The organism is Sphingobacterium daejeonense (assembly GCF_901472535.1).
Classification (GTDB): domain Bacteria; phylum Bacteroidota; class Bacteroidia; order Sphingobacteriales; family Sphingobacteriaceae; genus Sphingobacterium; species Sphingobacterium daejeonense.
Window position 1 is genome coordinate 4009965 of record NZ_LR590470.1, and the last position, 17561, is coordinate 4027525.

General features: G+C 38.6%; 13 protein-coding genes and 1 pseudogene. 5 read left to right on the plus strand and 9 right to left on the minus strand.

The genetic code is table 11. The annotated features are described in order from the left end of the window. The first annotated feature begins 10 nt into the window (after positions 1-10). Complete coding sequence (locus FGL31_RS19240) at positions 11-1654, plus strand: amidohydrolase (RefSeq protein ID WP_138093795.1); 1644 nt, start codon at positions 11-13, stop codon at positions 1652-1654. 1 nt (position 1655) lies between these two features. Here the strand turns inward: FGL31_RS19240 and FGL31_RS19245 are convergent, their stop codons facing one another. After that, positions 1656-2561, minus strand: coding sequence for a hypothetical protein (locus tag FGL31_RS19245; RefSeq protein WP_138093797.1), 906 nt, complete (start codon positions 2559-2561; stop codon positions 1656-1658). A gap of 73 nt (positions 2562-2634) precedes the next feature. Next, positions 2635-3516 (minus strand): lipoyl synthase, encoded by an 882-nt coding sequence (gene lipA, locus FGL31_RS19250; RefSeq protein WP_099371158.1) that lies wholly within the window; start codon positions 3514-3516, stop codon positions 2635-2637. Positions 3517-3655: 139 nt separating this feature from the next. Here lipA and FGL31_RS23895 point away from each other — a divergent pair, with 139 nt between their 5' ends. From FGL31_RS23895 to carB, 4 genes are all read left to right on the plus strand, one after another. Next, the gene (locus FGL31_RS23895; protein ID WP_197734323.1) at positions 3656-4000 is read left to right on the plus strand and encodes a beta-N-acetylhexosaminidase family protein; all 345 of its coding nucleotides are present in this window, start codon (positions 3656-3658) and stop codon (positions 3998-4000) included. Positions 4001-4093: 93 nt separating this feature from the next. After that, entirely contained in the window at positions 4094-5623 is a 1530-nt protein-coding gene (locus FGL31_RS19255; protein WP_262709184.1) for a beta-N-acetylhexosaminidase, read from the plus strand. Further along, entirely contained in the window at positions 5616-5783 is a 168-nt protein-coding gene (locus FGL31_RS23900) for a hypothetical protein (protein ID WP_197734325.1), read from the plus strand. Before FGL31_RS19255 ends, FGL31_RS23900 begins: the two co-directional genes overlap by 8 nt. Positions 5784-6077: 294 nt before the next feature. Then, positions 6078-8897: a carbamoyl-phosphate synthase large subunit gene (gene carB / locus FGL31_RS19260; protein WP_138093799.1), complete on the plus strand. Its 2820-nt coding sequence runs from the start codon at positions 6078-6080 to the stop codon at positions 8895-8897. A 217-nt stretch (positions 8898-9114) separates the two neighbouring features. On the opposite strand, the gene FGL31_RS30080 is transcribed toward carB, so the two are convergent. The 7 genes and pseudogenes from FGL31_RS30080 to FGL31_RS19285 all read right to left on the minus strand — a co-directional run bounded on the left by FGL31_RS30080 (position 9115) and on the right by FGL31_RS19285 (position 17500). Beyond that, positions 9115-9630 carry a formylglycine-generating enzyme family protein gene (locus FGL31_RS30080; protein WP_394366163.1) on the minus strand — a complete coding sequence of 172 codons (516 nt, stop codon included), beginning with the start codon at positions 9628-9630 and terminating at the stop codon, positions 9115-9117. Continuing rightward, positions 9599-9919 carry an SUMF1/EgtB/PvdO family nonheme iron enzyme gene (locus FGL31_RS30085; protein ID WP_394366164.1) on the minus strand — a complete coding sequence of 107 codons (321 nt, stop codon included), beginning with the start codon at positions 9917-9919 and terminating at the stop codon, positions 9599-9601. The genes FGL31_RS30080 and FGL31_RS30085 overlap by 32 nt, the downstream gene beginning before the upstream one ends. Before the next feature lie 11 nt (positions 9920-9930). Next, on the minus strand, positions 9931-10203 hold the full coding sequence (locus FGL31_RS26775) for a hypothetical protein (RefSeq protein WP_232046983.1): 273 nt from the start codon (positions 10201-10203) through the stop codon (positions 9931-9933). Between the two features lie 150 nt (positions 10204-10353). Then, the gene (locus FGL31_RS19270; RefSeq protein ID WP_232046984.1) at positions 10354-11739 is read right to left on the minus strand and encodes a Gfo/Idh/MocA family protein; all 1386 of its coding nucleotides are present in this window, start codon (positions 11737-11739) and stop codon (positions 10354-10356) included. Positions 11740-12028: 289 nt separating this feature from the next. After that, entirely contained in the window at positions 12029-13333 is a 1305-nt protein-coding gene (locus FGL31_RS19275) for a TolC family protein (RefSeq protein ID WP_099371166.1), read from the minus strand. A gap of 1 nt (position 13334) precedes the next feature. Beyond that, positions 13335-16429, minus strand: a pseudogene (locus FGL31_RS19280) (efflux RND transporter permease subunit). A gap of 9 nt (positions 16430-16438) precedes the next feature. After that, positions 16439-17500: an efflux RND transporter periplasmic adaptor subunit gene (locus tag FGL31_RS19285; protein ID WP_099371164.1), complete on the minus strand. Its 1062-nt coding sequence runs from the start codon at positions 17498-17500 to the stop codon at positions 16439-16441. Positions 17501-17561: the final 61 nt, after the last annotated feature.

A 17561-nucleotide genomic window follows, 5' to 3' on the forward strand; every position in this document is an offset into this window, starting at 1 on the left:
AACAACAACGATGAAAATTACAACAAACCTAATTTTTCTATTTTTCCTGAGCTTTTTTCTGAGCTGTACAACTAACAAGCAGATAGACTTAATTGTTTATAATGCAAAAGTATACACTGTTGATTCTGTTTTTTCTACGGTTGAAGCTATTGCAGTTAACAATGGAGTAATTGTTGAAATTGGAGACTCTCAAGATTTATTGAATAAATACGATGCTAAAGAAAAAGTAGATGTCAACGGGAAATTCATCTATCCTGGGTTTTATGATGCACATGCTCATTTCTTTATGTTGGCTGAAGCTATGGACGAGGTAGATCTTGTAGGTTCTCTATCTTATAATGAGGTTCTTGAAAGATTAAAAACATATGTTGCCCACAATCCTGACAAAAAATGGATCGTAGGGAATGGTTGGGATCAAAACCTGTGGGAAGACAAAAATTTCCCTACCAAAGATTCATTGGACAAATATTTCCCAGACCTCCCGATTTATCTAACTCGGATAGATTACCATGCTGCTGTGGTCAATTCTAAAGCTTTGGAAAAAGCACATTTAGATAGTGCTTATTTTGTTGAAGGCGGTGTGATTTCAGTTAATGCTGAAGGTTTGCCAGATGGAATTTTAATTGACAATGCCATGCAGCTGGTTAGAAATCATATTCCAAAAAATCAAAGTTCTGCCTTGCTGAAAATTCTTAGAAGAGCCCAAGATTCATTATTGTCAGTAGGCTTAACGAGTATAGTAGATGCGGGATTGACTCCAGATCAAATCGAATCATTAAAAATATTCTATAATGAAGATTCTCTAGCAATCCGGGATTATGCGATGGTTACGGCGACAGATGAGAGTATAAGAGATTATTTAAGAGCAGGTACATTTGAGTCTGACCGATTAACGGTCAGGTCATTTAAACTTATGGCAGATGGAGCTTTAGGGTCAAGAGGTGCTTGTTTATTACACCCATATAATGATGCGCCTACGAATGGTTTCTTATTGCAAGACCCCGAAGAATTTGACAGAATCATCAAGAGATTAGCCAACAGCAATTTTCAGGTCAACACACATGCTATTGGAGACTCAGCAAATAGAATTATTCTAGATACCTATGGCAAGTATCTCAAAGATGGTAAAAAGCGGAGATGGCGTATTGAGCATGCGCAAATTATCGCTCCATCAGATTTTGATAAATTCAAACAGTTCCAGATAATCCCCTCAGTTCAGCCTACGCATGCCACATCAGATATGTATTGGGCAGAAGACAGAATTGGTGCAGATAGGATTAAAGGAGCATATGCTTATAAGAAGCTCTTAGATGAGTATGGATTGCTTGCTTTAGGCAGTGATTTCCCCGTGGAACATTACAATCCATTATATGGATTTCATGCTGCTGTTGCTCGTGTAGACAAGAATGGTTTTCCTGACGGAGGCTTTCAAATGGAAAATGCCATTACTCGCGAGCAGGCCCTCCGAGGGATGACTATTTGGGCAGCCTATTCATGTTTCCAAGACAAAAAACGTGGTAGCATAGAAAAAGGAAAAGATGCAGACTTTGTGATACTTGAAGAGGATATCATGAAAGCCCCTAATGAAGAGCTTAGGGACATCAAAACCTTGAGAACAGTCATTGCTGGAAAAACAGAATTCCTAAGAAAATAAATTAACCTATTTCAATATTATCCTTAGAACGCTTTATTAAAAATTGAGATATTCCAGAAATTATAAATAATCCAGGAATTGCAACTATTGCAAAAAGGAATAAAAAGTATTTAAAGAAATAAGCTGATAATATATCTCTGTCTACTTCTTGACCTTTATAAACAGTTCCGAATCCACTTTTAAAGTAATTATGAACTTGGGCCATCTGAATAAATGCGTTATAATTCTCATTTCTAGGATAGATTTCCAAATATCGGAATTCACGAATGTTCATTCTTTTAAAATGGGTCATTGATCCCTTGACAAATTCATCATCCAACTTTTCTTCAAGTTCTTTTTTAGAAAATCCCTTAACATATTCAAACGCCAACCATGCTTTGGCATGTGATCGGTAAGCATCTTTATTTGAAAAGATAGGCACTATAAATAAGAGATTGACTTGGTATGAATTAAAATTGAATAAATTTGGCCGAGTCAAAGTTTTTAATGGGATTACTCGCATCCTATCAACATACCAATCATTCAATTGCAGAAACGCAGGGCTCTCATTCGGTTTTAAGTCATTGATACTTTCTAAGGTAAGGACCTTACCGAAATTATATTTAATGCTCTGTGTTAATGGCGAGAACATAATAGTTGTAAGAATAGGTACACAGATATACAAGACGACCGTCAACTGGTTATTTAACCTTTTACTTTCTCCCTGACCTCTCAACAGGATTTTAAGATATTTATCTTTGAATATTGCCAGCACGGCAATGCTGATTATGATTGGGATAACTGTGGTTGCCCACTCCGGCCAATTTGCATTCCATGTTCGCACCATCAATGCATAACAAATGCTAATCAAGAATAGTAAGGCTATTAAAAGAATAAATAACGGTAAGAAAATTCTTTTGAAAAACATGTTTAAGAGATTGATGTCTCTTAAAAATAGGGCTTTTCAAAAAAAAATCCTTAGAAATTCTAAGGATTTAATTTTATTGCATATCGAATAAGTGCTTTTCAGCGTGGTAAGAAGACCTTACCAATGGGCCTGATTCAACATATTTGAATCCCATTTTCAATCCGATTTCTTTATATTTTTCAAATTGCTGAGGAGTTACCCAATCAATTACTGGATGGTGGGCTTTAGTAGGTTGCAGGTATTGACCAATAGTCAATATATCTACCCCTACGTTATATAGATCTTGCATTGTTTCGATTACATCTTCTTCTGTTTCTCCCAATCCCAACATAATACCGGATTTTGTTCTCAACCCAGCTTCTGAAATCCGGCGCAAGCATTCCAATGATCTGTCATATTTCGCTTGGATACGCACTTCACGAGTAAGTCTTCTTACGGTTTCGATGTTGTGAGATACCACTTCAGGGCGTACTGCTAATACGCGATCCAAGTTTTCCCATTGTCCTTTAAAATCAGGGATCAATGTTTCCAAAGTTGTTTCCGGACTTTCTCTACGGATTGCCAAGATAGTTTCGGCCCAAATTTGGGAGCCACCATCTTTTTGATCGTCACGGTCAACTGAAGTAATTACGCAATGTTTTACTCCCATTAATTTGACTGAGTTTGCCACACGGTTAGGTTCATCAAGATCTACAGGCAGAGGTCTACCCGTTGCTACAGCACAAAATGAACATGAACGTGTACAAATATTTCCCAAGATCATAAAGGTTGCAGTACCAGCACCCCAACACTCTCCCATATTTGGACAATTTCCACTTTCACAAATTGTATGTAGCTTATGTTCATCAACCAAACCGCGAACATGTCGGTATTCTTTACCTACTGGAAGCTTTACACGCAACCAATCTGGTTTACGCTGTGTTTGATTTACTGGAATTACAGGAAGTTCAATCATGTGACAAAGTTAAACATATTTACATTATTAATATTAATTGATTGTTAGGATTATCTCATAAAACTTTGTCACAACATTTATTGTTATCTTAGTATTGAATTTTTGGATATTTGCTTAAATCAAACCCCAATTCTCCAATATGGTCAATTGTTACAGAATACTTCTAGTCTTATTATACTTACTTCCTTTATTCCTATTTTCCCAAGAACAGGATATTGATATTGTTCCTAGGCCTTCAAAAATCATGGTACAGGATGGTGAATTTCCCTTGGGTCAAATAATTGATTTATATTATACGGAGGAATTTGCTTCGAACACCGAATTATTGCGTGAGGTTCCCGGATTACAGATTGGCAATTCCGAACAAATCAAAAAACTCAAAAAACAGCATAACCAAGGTCTTCGATTATTAAAAGCTGAAGAATTTGACCATGTAGATCCGAACGGTTATTTATTGGAGATTGATGAGAAAGGGATCTATTGAAGGCTCATTCTGCCAAAGCGATGTTGCCAGGAATATACAGTCTTGTTCAATTAAGCTATCTAAATGACCTCAAGTTTTTACCCTATGTGAAAATTGAAGATAAACCACGGTTTTTCATATAGAGGGATGCATCTTGATGTATCACGAAACTTTATGCCTTTTAACTTTCTGAAGAAATACATTGATTTACTGGCATTATACAAATTCAATTATTTTCATTGGCATTTAACTGATGGTGCTGGTTGGCGATTAGAGATCAAGCAATATCCTGAATTAACCCAAAAGGCTGCATGGAGAACACATATGTTATGGAAGGATTGGTGGAACAATGGCCGTCAATACGTTGATCAAGGGAGTCCGAATGCAAGTGGAGGCTACTATACTCAAGACCAAGCCAGGGAACTGGTAGCATACGCAGAAAAAAGAGGGATTACTATCATTCCTGAAATAGAAATGCCGGGGCATTCGGAGGAAGTTCTTGCCGTTTATCCTGAATTATCATGTACGGGGAAACCATATACTCAAGGAGAGTTTTGCTTAGGCAATGAAAAGACATATCAATTTCTTAAAAATGTGCTTGATGAGGTATTGGCGATTTTTCCCTCTCAATATATTCATATTGGAGGTGATGAAGCAGACAAATCCCATTGGAAAAACTGTCCAAAATGCCAAGCGTTAATGCAGAAAGACAGTCTTAAATCGGAAGATGAGCTTCAATCCTATGCGATAAAACAAATGGATGAGTACCTGCAATCAAAAGGGAGGAAATTGATTGGCTGGGACGAAATTCTTCAAGGTGGTTTAAGTGAAGGTGCGACAGTCATGAGTTGGCGAGGCGAGGAAGGAGGCATCCAAGCGGCAAATGCTGGTCATGATGTTATTATGACTCCTGGCGGATATCTCTATTTTGATGGATATCAAACAGACCCACGGACTCAACCTGAGGCAATCGGCGGATATCTTCCTTTAGAAAAAGTATATAGTTATAATCCTATCCCAGAAGAATTACCTGAAGACAAAAGAAAACACATTCTTGGTGCGCAAGCCAATATATGGACAGAATATATTCCGAATTTTCAGCAAGTAGAATACATGGCATTCCCAAGAGCATTGGCACTTTCGGAAGTAGTATGGACCGATCAAGAGAACAGGTCATGGAAAGATTTTCAAAAAAGACTGCAACAGCAATATAAAATTTTGCAGAAACTCGAAGTTAACTATTACAGACCTTCCTATAATGTGATCAATAAGGTTGAATTTGATTCTGCGCAGGTAAAAAATACGGTTATTTTATCTTCAGAGCAGTTTATACCCAACATTAAATATACAATTGATGGGTCGGAGCCCAATGGTGGCTCTACAGTTTACAACCTTCCTATCGAGTTATCAAAATCTGCTGTAATAAAAGCGGCTTCATTTATAGATTCCACGAGGGTTAGTCCTGTTGAAACAATTGAATTGGATTTGCACAAAGCTATTGGCAAAGAGGTGAAGTACAATATTCCATGGGAAGGCTATCCTGCCCAAGGAAATAGAACTTTAACAAATGGGGATCAAAGGAACACTTACTTATCAGGATGGTCAATGGCAAGGATTCACCAAGGGTATAGATATCGTGGTTGATTTCGAAAGAAGAGAAGAGATAAAGTCTGTTGCTTTGAATTTCATGCAGATTCCAGGTCCTGGGGTTTATTTTCCGGGAGAATTTACGGTTTTGGTTTCGGATAATGGTAAAAGCTACCGTGAACTTGGGAAGATTATCAATCAGGTTAGTACGGGTTGATCCAGCCTTAAAATTTCAAAAATTTGAAATTGAATTAGGGAAACCCGTTTATGGCCAGGTATATTCAGATTAAGGCAACCAATCCTATGAATGGGTATTTATTTGCTGACGAGGTTGTAATTTATTAACAAACGAAATTTCTATTTTTTTCAATGAATTTATTCGTTCATTATTAAAATAAAAATGTAACTTTGCACTCCGACAAAGCAGTCGGAATATCACCTCCCTATAAGGCAAAATCTGTCTGCAATAGCTCGCTTAATTATTTGTATTTAACAACTGAAATAAAAAATAATGCCTAGAAACACCTCCATCAATTCGGTATTAATCATTGGATCTGGACCTATCGTTATTGGACAAGCATGTGAGTTTGATTACTCAGGATCACAGGCTGCATTGTCCCTAAAAGAGGAAGGGATTTCCGTTTCCATTATTAACTCAAATCCGGCTACGATTATGACTGACAGTGTCGTAGCAGATCACGTTTACTTACTTCCTTTAACATGTGAAAGTATCGAACAGATACTTCAAGAACGTCAAATCGACGCTGTACTTCCTACGATGGGCGGTCAAACAGCATTGAATTTATGTATTGAGGCATCAAACCGTGGTATTTGGGAGAAATACGATGTTAAAGTAATAGGAGTTGATGTAGCTGCTATCGAGAAAACTGAGAATCGCGAAGAATTCCGTCAATTAATGATTGATATTGGCGTTGGTGTAGCAAACTCAAAAATTGCGAACTCCTTCTTAGAAGGTAAAGAAGCTGCTCAATTAATTGGGTTTCCATTAGTTATTCGTCCTTCTTACACATTGGCTGGAACCGGAGGTGGTTTTGTGCACAATAAAGAAGAATTTGATGCGGCATTAAACCGTGGTTTGCATGCTTCACCTACACACGAAGTTTTGGTTGAGCAAGCAGTACTTGGATGGAAAGAGTTCGAGTTGGAACTATTGCGTGACACAAATGACAACGTTATTATTATCTGTACGATCGAGAACTTTGACCCTATGGGTATTCACACTGGTGACTCGATTACTGTTGCTCCAGGCATGACACTTTCGGACAAATGTTACCAAGACATGCGTAATCAAGCGATCAAGATGATGCGTTCTATTGGTAATTTTGCTGGGGGATGTAATGTTCAGTTTTCTGTAAATCCAGAAAATGAGGAAATAATCGCAATCGAAATCAACCCACGTGTTTCTCGTTCATCAGCTTTAGCATCTAAAGCTACAGGATACCCTATCGCTAAGATCGCTGCGAAATTAGCAATAGGATATAATTTGGATGAATTGCAGAATCAAATCACAAAAAATACTTCTGCTTACTTTGAGCCGACATTGGACTATGTAATCGTAAAGGTTCCACGTTTCAACTTCGACAAATTTAAAGGAGCTAATAAAGAGTTAGGTTTGCAGATGAAAGCTGTAGGTGAGGTTATGGCAATTGGCCGTACATTCATCGAGGCACTTCAAAAAGCAGCTCAATCTCTTGAGACTGGTCGTGCAGGACTTGGTGCTGATGGCCGTCAATCTAGAAACTTAGAAGAAATCATGCACAGCCTTGAACATCCAAGTGCTGACCGCCTATTCCATATCAAAGATGCCTTCGAATTAGGAGTTCCTTTGGAATCAGTACGCAAAGCTACGTTGATTGACAAATGGTTCTTGTTACAGATTCAAGAACTTGTTCAATTGGAAGGCGAATTACGTAGATACCAATTAAACAATATCCCACGCGACTTCTTTATGACCTTAAAACAAAAAGGGTATTCAGATATTCAAATCGCTTGGTTATTGGGCAATACAACAGAAGATGAAGTATATGCTCGTCGTAAAGAATTAGGTATCCGTCGTGTTTACAAAATGGTAGATACATGTGCTGCAGAATTCCCAGCTCAAACACCATACTACTACTCTACTTTCGAGGACGAAAATGAATCTATAACTTCTGATCGCAAGAAAATCATCGTTTTAGGTTCAGGTCCTAACCGTATTGGCCAAGGTATTGAGTTTGATTATTCTTGTGTCCATGGGTTATTGGCAGCTAAAGAATGTGGATACGAAGCAATCATGGTCAACTGTAACCCTGAAACGGTATCTACAGACTTTAATATGGCTGACAAGTTATACTTTGAACCTGTTTTCTGGGAACATGTTCGTGAAATCATCGAGCTTGAAAAACCAGAAGGTGTTATCGTTCAATTAGGTGGTCAAACAGCTTTGAAAATGGCTGAGCGCTTAGAAGCGGAAGGTGTTAAGATCATCGGAACGAATTTCTCAAACATGGACTTGGCAGAAGATAGAGGAAGCTTCTCTGACCTATTGAAAGATTTAGATATTCCATACCCTAAATACGGTGTTGCTACTTCTGCTGAGGAAGCAATCAAAGTAGCCAATGAAGTTGGTTACCCTGTATTGGTTCGTCCTTCATATGTATTGGGTGGACAAGGGATGAGCATTGTGATCAATGATGAAGATTTGGAAAAAGCAGTAGTTAACTTATTGAAAAACCTACCAGGCAACCATATTCTAATTGACCACTTCTTAGACAGAGCCGAAGAGGCAGAGTCAGATTCAATCTGCGACGGTGAAGATGTTCATATCATCGGTATGATGGAGCACATTGAGCCTGCTGGTATCCACTCTGGAGACTCTTCAGCGGTATTACCTCCATTCAGCCTTTCAGACAACGTACAGGCTAAAATGGAAGAGTACACGATCAAATTGGCTAAAGCTCTTAATGTAAGAGGCTTATTGAATATACAATTTGCAATCAAGGATGAGAACGTTTATGTAATCGAGGCTAACCCACGTGCATCACGTACTGTTCCATTTATTGCTAAAGCATACGATGTTCCTTACATCAACATAGCTACCAAAGTAATGCTTGGTGAAAACAAACTAAAAGATTTCACTATTGAACGCAAACTAAACGGATATGCAATTAAAGAGCCTGTATTCTCATTCTCTAAATTCCCAGAGGTTGACAAACAATTAGGCCCTGAGATGAAATCAACAGGTGAAGCCATCCGCTTTATCAAAGACCTGAACGATCCTCACTTCAGAGAATTGTACAGCAAGAAGTCGATGTTTTTGAATGCTCAGTAATCGTTAGACACAAGACATAAGACATAAGACACTAGATGATTTTATTTCTACAAAAAGCCGAGATTTTAGAATCTCGGCTTTTGTATATAAATAGCACTGTTAAATATCAAATAAGTACCTATGAAATTGTAAAAGTTTTTGAAAATAAGATGCTTATTTACAAGTTGTTATCTGGTAAACTTTATAATTCTAGTGTCTTATGTCTAGTGTCTTATGTCTACCGACTACTGTCTAAGTCCTTGACACACCTAAAACCCACATTATTGGTTGGGGAATTAATTTCTCCTTTGCCTCGGCTACCGGCTTTGTATCTTTCGCAATAATTGTCGTTGCATAAGAATGAACCTCCGCGTTGAACTCTTTTGATGGCGCCGGGTTCTTGTGGGTCATATGAATCAGCGGGGCCTTTGGGGTTTTCTTTTGGACTGTTTCGGTAGAAGTCGGGTCTGTAATAATCAGAACACCATTCCCATACATTGCCTTCCATATCGTAAAGTCCGTATGCATTAGGGGGAAATGACTTCACCGGAGCTGTATTTTCAAATCCATCTTCTTTGGTATTTTTTGTTGGAAACTCACCTTGATAGATATTTGCTAGCCATTTTCCATTTTCCAATTTTTCGGATCCCCAATAGTATGTTTCTTGTTGGTGTTTCCCTGCTTTGGCGGCATATTCCCATTCGGCTTCAGTTGGGAGTCTTTTACCGGGCCCATTTTGCGTATGCTTCAGCATCTTGGTATGCGAGCTGCGTGACTGGATGGTTTTCTCTTCCCTTTATGGAGCTGTTTGGTCCTTCAGGTTGGCGCCAATTTGCATCTGGCACATATTCCCACCATTGGAGGTGATTCTGCAATCCTTGCACCTGGTTCGGGGCTTTAAATACGGCTGATCCGGGAACAAGTAAAGAAGGGTCAGCTCCGGGGAAATCCTTAGGGTCCAATGGCCTTTCGGCAACCGTAATGTATCCTGTTGCTTTTACAAATGCTTCGAACTGCGCATTAGTAACTTCGTGAGCGTCCATATAAAATGAATTTACGGTAACTTTATGTATGGGTTGAGCATCTTGAAAACTGTTGCTTCCATTTCAAAAGTACCGCCTTCAATCATTACCATTTCACTTTTATCCTCCCCTATCATATTTTTTTCGAGCGAATCTTTTTGGATTGCGGAGAATCGGGAGGGAATTGCAGATGTATAGCACATCGCTGCAGAATCAGGAAAATTTACTGTTTCCTTGTTCTTGGCTCCGGATTGGCAGGATACAAATATTATAATGAAAAGTGGTATTGATTTAAAGATGTTCATCGAATCAGGTTTAGAAAATCACTTATACAAAGATAACAGAGTAAATCAAAAATGGAAATCAGGAGATATAGTCGATATAAATCTGTAAGGATTATTAAACAACAAAAGCCGCCATTAAATGGCGGCTTTGTTGAAAATATTGGATTTTAACTATTGTACGTTTAATTGCACATCTTTAGCCTCAACTTTTGCACGGATTTTAGTATTTCCACCGCCGTTCAAGGTCATGTCATGTGGTTTATTTGTTTTCCAATTACCTCTAGTGAAGTCAGGGATATCCACTGTTCTACTATTTTTGGCAACAGATTGTACACTTAATGGTACGATTGCACTCCAAGAAGCACCATCGTATACTGTTTGATCCAAAGGTAAGCCATTGCGCAAACAGTCGATTAATCTCCAGTCCATCATAAAGTCCATACCACCGTGACCACCTACTTGTTTAGCTTGTTCACCGATGAATTTCACCAAGTCCGGAGTATACTGATCATATAGTTTTTGCAATTCTTCTGGTTTTACAAAACTGTGTCCGAAAGCGATTCCTTCTTTTGGATACTTCTGAGCAAAACCTTTAGTTCCACTCAATAAATGGATACGAGAGTAAGGACGTGGGGAAGTTACATCATGTTGTACCATTAATGTTTTACCTTTTTCAGTTTTGATCAAGGTTGTATCCATGTTACCTCTGTATTTTTTACCTACGAATTCTTTGAAGAATTCATCGGTTGCAGCCAATTCTCTAGCTTTATCAGCCATCATAAAATCGTTGGATTGCATGGCAACTAAGTGATTCATTTTGTCACCACAGTTGATGTTCATACATTGAGCGATCGGGCCGATACCATGAGTTGGGTAAAGATTACCGTTCATCTTGATGTTTTCACGTAATCTCCACATATTATCATATCCTTTTTTATCGAAGTTTAAGCTCAATAAGTCATGGATATATGCACCTTCAGCGTGTACTAATTCACCGAACAATCCTTGGCGAACCATGTTCAATGTCAACATTTCGAAGAAATCATAGCAACAGTTTTCCAACATCATACAATGTTTTTTGGTTGCTTCAGAAGTTTTCACTACTTCCCAGATTTCAGATATCGTCAAACCGATTGGCACTTCAGTTGCGGCGTGTGCACCTGATTTCATGGCTTCAATAGCCATTGGAGCGTGAAGTTCCCAAGGAGTACAGATATAGACTAGATCAAGGTCTTCATTTTTAAGCATGGTTTTCCAACCATCTTCACCAGAATAAGCTTTAGCTTCGTTCAATCCTTTTTTGGTTAAGATTGTTTGAGCTTTTGTCACCCTGTCAGCATGTCTATCACAAAGAGCAACAATTTCTGCACCCTCAATATAAGAAATGCGGTCTACAGCACCTGGACCACGCATACCTAGTCCAATGATCGCCACTTTGACCTTTTCAATTTTTGGAGCGGCGAATCCTGACATATTAAAGTTAGAAGACGCGAACACCTCATTTTGCAAAGATGGCAATGTTATCGCAACACTGGACAACAAACCAGCTTTTTTCAAAAAAATCTCTACGGGAGTTATTCATAGTATAAATTTATTATCAAACTAAATTACTAAATAAAGGGGGACATTGTCCCCCTATAAATCACCTATTTTAAAACAAACTAAACAGTCAAATTTTGATTTATCACAAATTAACGAATGGTATAATTTGGTTGAGGGGCTTGATTATCAAACCACTAATACAATAATAATATGAATTATGATAAAACAAAAACTATTTAGGCACGCAAACGTTTGTCCAATTTGCACAACCGTTTGCTTTTCGTCAAAATATAGATACAATTCCTTATAAATTGATGTTACCTATCATTTCCTTTAATTCCAATTCCGATAATTTTGCTTGCAACCTGGAAGAGTTGAATCTTGAAATTGCATTGATGAAGTTCTCTTGAGCATCCCTAAACTCGACTGCCGAGATAGTACCTATCTTATATTTTTCCATAGTAATGCTCAGGTTTTGTCTTGCAATGTCAGCATTGTTTTCCTCTAGTCTAGCCAAGGACAAGTTTGTTTGGTAGGTTTGATAGGCTGTTGACATGGCTGTCTGAATCAACAAATTTTGTTGGTCAATCATCAGTCCTGAATTCTCCAATTGGATTTTTGCGATGCGCTCATTCCTCCTTTGGTTAAAGCCGTCGAAAATATTGATAGAAGCTGTTACGCCATAGTTTAATCCTCTGGAATTCGAACTTGAGACGAATCCTAAACTTGACTCTGATTCAGAGAAATTGTATCCTGTGTTCAATCGAATAACGGGGTATCGATTTCCTTTAACCCTTTTGACTTCCAATTCAGCCATCCTTTTATTGATGGCGATAATCTGCAAATCTGGATTATATTGCTTTGCTTTTTGCAACAATTCATCATATATCAAAGAGTCGTCATAATCGACTTCTCTTTCTACATCGAATTCAATAGAAAGATCTCTTGCCATCAAACTGTTTAAGGTTACTTTCAAGTTTTGGACAACATTAAATTGACGTAGACGGTTTGATTCGTCCTCATTTAGGTTCACCTGAACGTTCAATACCTCTAACCGAGACGCTTTACCGATCATAAATCTATTTTCTGCTGTTCTCAAGCGTTCATTCGATATCAGTATATTGGAGTCGATGGCATTTAATAGGTTCTGCTGTTCAACTATGGTATAATAGGTTGATATGACGTCCGATACTTTGGCAAGAATTGTTTTTTTCAGTTCGAATTCCCCTTGTTTTTCAAGCTCTTTCAATTGTTCATAACGTGAAAACATGGCAAATCCGTCAAATATGGTCCACCCGATGCTTACGCCATAATTCATGTTATTGTTTTTTGCATTGCTCAGTGATCGTTTTTCTCCACTTGCCTGTACTTGCGAAGAGTTCATGACACTATTGTTCTGGGTAAAATTTCCAGTGACATTGGGTAGCATACCTGCATTGCCATAGGTGGTATTTTCCTGAGCTATCCTCAGGTCATTCTGCGACAGTTTGATTTCAAAATTATTTTCCAAAGCTATCTGAACAGCATCCTTTACGGTCAATAATCCTTGCGCGTTCAGTATAGAGCCTGTGCTCAGCACCAATATCAATAGCGCTGCTATTTTCTTCATTTTATTCTTCAATTTCTTCAAGCATTTTCATTTCTGCCAATTCTGGATGCAGGTTCTTTTTTCTGGACATCATCAGGTAAAAAGCAGGAATTACAAATAAGGTTAATATTAAGGCAAAGATGGTCCCTCCCACTATAACCACACCCATACCAATTCTGCTAGTCGATGCTGCTCCTAGGGATAATGCAATTGGGAGTGCCCCTAATGCAATTGCCAAGGAGGTCATTAGAATTGGTCTTAACCGAGCCACCGATGCAGTAACTACAGCATCATACTTAGAGTACCCCTCCTCCCTCAACTGATTGGCGAATTCTACGATCAAAATACCGTTCTTGGTTACCAGACCGATCAGCATAATTGTTCCAATCTGAGAAAATATATTCCATGACTGTCCAAATAACCACAAGGAGAACATGGCCCCAGCAACAGCCATTGGCACTGTAATAATAATTATGATAGGATCGATAAAACTTTCAAACTGTGCGGCTAGGATCAAGAAAATCAGTAAAACAGCCAATCCGAATGCAAACATTGTATTCGATCCACTTTCGACAAAATCTCGAGATTCACCACCTAGGTCTGTTGTAAATGTTTCATTAAGGACTTTGGCTTTCACCCTTTCCATCGCTTCGATTCCATCGCCCATACTTTTTCCAGGTGCTAGACCTGCAGATACGGTTGCAGCCATATACCTGTTGTTATGGAACAATTGGGGAGGACTGCTTCGTTCTTCAATCTCAACGATGTTGTCGAGCTGTATCAATTGGCCTTGATTATTTTTGACGAAGATAGATGCCAAATCCATAGGTGTCGATCTATCTTTTCTATCAAACTGACCCATTACTTGGTACTGCTTTCCATTCATCATAAAATATCCGAAACGCTGTCCCGAAAGTGACATCTGCAATGTTTGGGCAACATCCAGAACCGAAACACCCAAGGATTGCGCTTTTTCCCTATCAATGCTCACATATACCTCAGGTTTATTGAACTTCAAGTTAACATCTGTAATTGAAAAAGTTGGATCATTGGAAAGCTCATCCATGAACAATGGAATCTTTTCTTCCAGTTTCTGAAAATTTGGCGCTTGAATAATATACTGAATAGGAAGACCTCCTCTTCTATTTACCGAGATGGTAGGTTGTTGTGAAACCGATACCCTTCCTTCAGAATATCCACGCGTCAGCCTTGAGAGATCATCTGAAATTTCTTGTTGAGTTCTTTCCCTTTCATCAGGTTGTACTAATCCTAAACGAACAAAACCTGAATTAGAGGACGCAGATCCAAATCCTGGAGATGTAATTACCAAGCTTACTTTTTTCTCAGGAACAGAGTCATTGATTAACATAGTTAGGTCAGTCATGAAACGGTCCATGTAATCATAGGACACACCCTCAGGTGCTGTTGCACGCAAGCTGATATAACTGCGGTCATCATAAGGAGCAGTTTCTTTGGGCAATAGCTGATAAAAAAAGAAGATTAAGGCAAAACATCCAATAATAGTAGCAAAGCTCAACCATTTGAACTTCAGAAACCCTTTTAATGAACTTGAATATTCTTCATTCATCATTTCAAAATAGCGTTCTGTCCGCATGTAGAATTTGGATTTCTTCTGTTCTCCACCTTTCATTAAATATGCGTTCAGCATTGGTGTTAAGGTCAATGACACGAATGCAGAGATTAAAACTGCTGCCCCGATGACGACTCCGAATTCTCGGAAGAGTCGTCCAACAAAGCCTTCTAAGAATATCACGGGCAAGAATACTGCAGCCAAAGTGATGGATATGGAAATAACAGCGAAAAAGATTTCATTCGATCCCTTAATAGCAGCTTGAATAGGAGGCATCCCTTCTTCCACTTTCTTGAATATATTTTCCGTTACTACGATACCATCATCCACTACCAACCCTGTTGCCAAAACGATAGCCAATAAAGTCAATACATTGATTGAAAATCCACAGAGATACATAATAAAGAATGTGGCAATCAAGGATACTGGGATATCGATCAGAGGTCTGAAGGCAATAGACCAATTTCTGAAGAACAGATAGATAATGAGGACTACCAAAACAATGGCAATCAACAATGTTTCTACTACTTCAAGTACGGCTCTTTTTACGAAAAGGGTGTTATCAATGGCGATATTTAATTCAAATCCTTCGGGAGTTCATTTTGAAGTTTATCGTATTCTTTATAAAAATGGTCTGCTATTTCGAGGTAATTTGTTCCTGGCTGCGGAATAATAGCCAAGCTCACCATGGGATATCCTGAGTCTGACATCTTTGTTTCAAAGTTCTCTGCTTCCAGGGCTGCTTTACCGACATCAGAAAATCTGACTATTCTATTATTATCTGAACGGATGATAATATTGCTGAATTCTTCTTCACTGGCCAAATTACCGATAGTTTTGATCGCTAGTTCGGTATTTGCTCCTGTTAATTTCCCTGATGGCAGTTCAACATTTTGCGTCGTGAGCGCATTTCTGACATCCAGAACGGTCAATCCATAAGATGCAAGTTTATTGGGGTCAATCCATAGCCTCATGGCATATTTCCGCTGTCCCCAAATTTGCACAGAACTCACACCTGGAATGGTCTGCAATCTTTGTGCTATGACGTTCTCTGCATAGTCCGAAAGTTCCAATACATTTTTGGTGGCACTTTGCATGGTCATGGTGATAATAGGTTCTGAATCTGCGTCAGATTTAGAAACTACTGGAGGGGCGTCAATATCTTGAGGTAGGCTTCGCAATGCTTGGGATACTTTGTCCCTAACATCGTTGGCAGCCTCTTCGAGGTTTTTTCCTAAATTGAACTCAATAGTAATGTTACTTGACCCTTGGTTGGAGGATGAAGAAATATTACGGATTCCATCGATGGAGTTGATTGATTTCTCCAAAGGTTCTGTAATCTGAGATTCAATAATATCAGCGTTTGCACCTGCATAGTTAGTTCGCACTGATATCTGTGCCGGGTCAATGGATGGGAATTCCCTGATTCCCAAAAATGTATAACCAATGATCCCAAATAAAATTAGGATCAGGTTCATGACAATAGTCAGTACAGGTCGTTTTATACTTAAGGTTGATAAACTCATTCTCTCAGATTATTGAAGAGTAACATTTACTTTGGAACCATTTCTCAACGACATAACTCCGGAGGTCAGAACGGTATCACCAGCTTGGATACCTGATGTTATCAAAACATCCTCATCTGTTCTGGCACCAGTTTCAACCATGACCTCATTTGCAGAACCATTTTTCATGACAAAAAGTTTTTTTCCGTTCTGTACAGGGATCAACGCTTCAGCAGGGACCAACAGTCCATTTTCCAACGTCTCCAATGGAAAAATAATGTTCGCAAACGTTCCAGGAATTATATTATCAGAATTATTTGTTGTAATGGCTTTCACCAATAATGTTCTGGTATTTGCTTCAACAGCAGGTTCAGTGGCATAGATTTTCGCTGTAAATTCTCCTTGCACACCTTGAACGTTAAATTTCACTTGATTGTTAACTTTTACCCGATTTGCATATTTTTCAGGTATTGAAAAAGAAACTTTCAATCTATTTGTGTTTACCAACTGGGCGATAACTGTCGCTGGAGTAACATAGCTGCCTTTAGATATATTTCTAAGACCTATTCTTCCTGAAAAAGGTGCTCGGATGACGGTTTTACTCAATTGTGCTTTGATCAATTGGATCTGTGACTCTGCTGTTCTAAAATCTGCACTAGCAATGTCATATTCCTCTTGAGAGATCGCTTCCTTTTCTAATAGGAGTTTTGCTCTTCTTTCATTTTCTGCTGCGAGGTTATTTCTGGTTTGCGCTTGTGCTAGTTGAGCTTGCAATTCGGCATCGTTAATTCGCAACAGTGGTTGACCTTGGCTCACGCGTCCACCTTCAGAAAAATTTATTGATTCGACAATCCCAGAGACCTCAGTATGAATTTCTATCTGTTCATCAGCTTCAATGGAACCCGAAAGAGTTAGATAGTCTGAAAATGGCTGCCCCTGGACTACCTGACCATAGACTTTCATTTCAGAACGACCAGCAGGACGCCCATTCTGTGCAGCGGCTTTTTCTTTGTTCGTAGTGATCCTGTAAAAGATCATTCCTCCGACCACTAGGACTATTATCAATAAAACAATTATAGATTTTCTTTTCATTTTTCAGGTTGCAGACGCTTAAATTATTTAAGTTTAATTAAGCTGAAAAATAGGAAAAATA

Excerpts from the sequence above, each read along its gene's own strand:
- FGL31_RS19240 (WP_138093795.1), top strand. The coding sequence starts at position 11 with ATGAAAATTACAACAAACCTAATTTTTCTATTTTTCCTGAGCTTTTTT.
- FGL31_RS19245 (WP_138093797.1), bottom strand. The coding sequence starts at position 2,561 with ATGTTTTTCAAAAGAATTTTCTTACCGTTATTTATTCTTTTAATAGCC.
- lipA (WP_099371158.1), bottom strand. The coding sequence starts at position 3,516 with ATGATTGAACTTCCTGTAATTCCAGTAAATCAAACACAGCGTAAACCA.
- FGL31_RS23895 (WP_197734323.1), top strand. The coding sequence starts at position 3,656 with ATGGTCAATTGTTACAGAATACTTCTAGTCTTATTATACTTACTTCCT.
- carB (WP_138093799.1), top strand. The coding sequence starts at position 6,078 with ATGCCTAGAAACACCTCCATCAATTCGGTATTAATCATTGGATCTGGA.
- FGL31_RS30080 (WP_394366163.1), bottom strand. The coding sequence starts at position 9,630 with ATGCTGAAGCATACGCAAAATGGGCCCGGTAAAAGACTCCCAACTGAA.
- FGL31_RS30085 (WP_394366164.1), bottom strand. The coding sequence starts at position 9,919 with ATGGACGCTCACGAAGTTACTAATGCGCAGTTCGAAGCATTTGTAAAA.
- FGL31_RS26775 (WP_232046983.1), bottom strand. The coding sequence starts at position 10,203 with ATGAACATCTTTAAATCAATACCACTTTTCATTATAATATTTGTATCC.
- FGL31_RS19275 (WP_099371166.1), bottom strand. The coding sequence starts at position 13,333 with ATGAAGAAAATAGCAGCGCTATTGATATTGGTGCTGAGCACAGGCTCT.
- FGL31_RS19285 (WP_099371164.1), bottom strand. The coding sequence starts at position 17,500 with ATGAAAAGAAAATCTATAATTGTTTTATTGATAATAGTCCTAGTGGTC.